Origin of the sequence: Kitasatospora putterlickiae (assembly GCF_039527695.1) — a bacterium.
Classification (GTDB): Bacteria; Actinomycetota; Actinomycetes; order Streptomycetales; family Streptomycetaceae; genus Kitasatospora; species Kitasatospora putterlickiae.
This window is the reverse complement of record NZ_BAAAKJ010000140.1, coordinates 9,199-10,971: the sequence shown is the minus strand read 5'-3', so window position 1 is coordinate 10,971 and position 1,773 is coordinate 9,199. Positions and strand designations below refer to the sequence as shown.

Sequence of the window (1,773 nt, the reverse complement as noted above, 5' to 3'; positions counted from 1 at the left end):
GGCGGGCGAACTTGTGCCCCACCCGCGCGGCGTCCGCCAGCGCACCGCCGCGGGTCGCCGTGGTCACCACGAGCTCAGTCACCGGATCCACCGCTCCCCGCCCCGCCGCCCCAGCCGTCCAGGTGCAGCACGCTGTCCACCGACCGGCGCGGCGCCGGTCCGAATCCGTCGCCCACCACGTGCGCGGTGGGGATCAGGGCGCCCTGGCGGACGCCGTCGGGCAGTCCGAGGATGTCGGCGATCTCCTGCTCCGCGTCCAGGTGCACCGTGGTCCACGCCGTGCCGAGGCCGCGGGCGCGCGCGGCGAGCATGTAGCTCCAGGCGGCCGGCAGCAGCGAGCCCCACAGGCCCGCCTGGTTGCCCGGCGGCAGCGAGCGGCCGCCGAGGTCCACGCACGGGATCACCAGGACCGGCACCTCGTGCAGGTGCGACGCCAGGTGCCGGCCGCCTTCCAGCATCCGGTCGGTCACCCCGACGCCGGACGTTCCGGCGGAGGCCGTCGGCGGGTAGCGGACCTCGAAGACCCGCCGGTAGACCGCCGCGACGCGCTCGCGCAGGCCGTCGTCGGCCACCACCACCCAGTGCCAGCGCTGGGTGTTGCCGCCGTTGGGCGCCTGCAGCGCGGTCTCCACGCACGCGCGCACCTCGGCGAGGTCCACCGGGCGGTTCAGGTCCAGCCGCAGGCGCACCGAGCGGGTGGTCGTCAGCAGTTCGTCCGGGGTCGCCGGCAGCCGGACCCGCGCCGGGCGGGCGGGCGCGCTCACCACAGCCCCGGCACGAGGCGGGCGTGGCCGTCCGCGTAGGCGCGGTAGCCGGGGATGTTGACCAGCATCCGCTCCTCGGTGCGGATCCGGAAGGTGATCGCGGCGGCGAGCGCGACCAGCAGGACGGCGCTCAGCGGGTTGAGGAAGAACGCCACGAACCCGAGGTGGGCCGAGAGCATCCCGGCGTAGGCGGGGTGCCGGATGAAGCGGTAGACGCCCCAGGTGACGACCTGGTGGTCGCTCTGGCGGGTGACGTGGTGGGAGTAGAAGCGGCCCAGGGTGTGGATCGCCACCTGGCGCAGCACGACCCCGCCGATGAACACCGCCGCCGGGATCAGCAGCAGCGGCGACCAGGTGTCCCAGGGCAGCGGGCCGAGCACGCCCGCGGCGACCGTGGCGATCCGGGCCGCCGCGTAGAGCAGCAGGGTCGCCGATTCGCGCGGCGCGGCGCCGGAGGTGCGGAAGGTCACCGGGATCTCGACCGCCAGCCACCCGAGGTAGCAGGCGGCCAGGACGGCCGCGACCAGGTCCACCGGGTCGCCGGCGTGGCGCAGATGGACCACCAGCCCGGTGCCGACCGCGAGGACCGCGACGACGAACAACAGGCGCGGCGCCCGCACCGCCCAGGACGACGGGCCCGTGCCCGCCGCCGGTTCCACCGTACTCATCTGGTCGCCCTTCGTTTCAGGTAACCGGCGCGGCTGAGGGTGTGGACGCCGATCTCGATCCGTCCGAACCGCTCGCCGCTCTCCGCGTGCGCCACCTCGAACCGGTAGACCGCGCGTGCGCCGCGCGCCGGTGTGAACTCCCACCACAGTTCCAGCGGCACCGACGCCGGCAGGCCGGTCGGCACGTCCGCCTCCAGCGACAGCCAGAGCATCTGCGCGTCCGCGTCGCGGCCGTGCGCCGTGTGGCCCAGCAGTGTCGCCAGCTGGCGGGCCGACTCGATCAGCGCGGCCGGGTTGTGCACCCCGGCGCCCGCCAGCCGGTGCGTCGGCGGCGGCACCAG

Annotated in this window: 3 protein-coding genes; all 3 read right to left on the bottom strand. The window is 75.4% G+C overall.

Features of this window, described 5'->3' with window-relative positions:
* Positions 1-74: 74 nt before the first annotated feature.
* Positions 75-764 (bottom strand): nitroreductase family protein, encoded by a 690-nt coding sequence (locus ABD308_RS15020; RefSeq protein ID WP_344333766.1) that lies wholly within the window; start codon positions 762-764, stop codon positions 75-77.
* Positions 761-1,432 (bottom strand): methyltransferase family protein, encoded by a 672-nt coding sequence (locus tag ABD308_RS15015; RefSeq protein WP_344333765.1) that lies wholly within the window; start codon positions 1,430-1,432, stop codon positions 761-763. The genes ABD308_RS15020 and ABD308_RS15015 overlap by 4 nt, the downstream gene beginning before the upstream one ends.
* Positions 1,429-1,773 (bottom strand): AfsA-related hotdog domain-containing protein (locus ABD308_RS15010; RefSeq protein ID WP_344333764.1); only part of this gene is annotated, 345 nt, incomplete at its 5' end. The genes ABD308_RS15015 and ABD308_RS15010, both read right to left, overlap by 4 nt.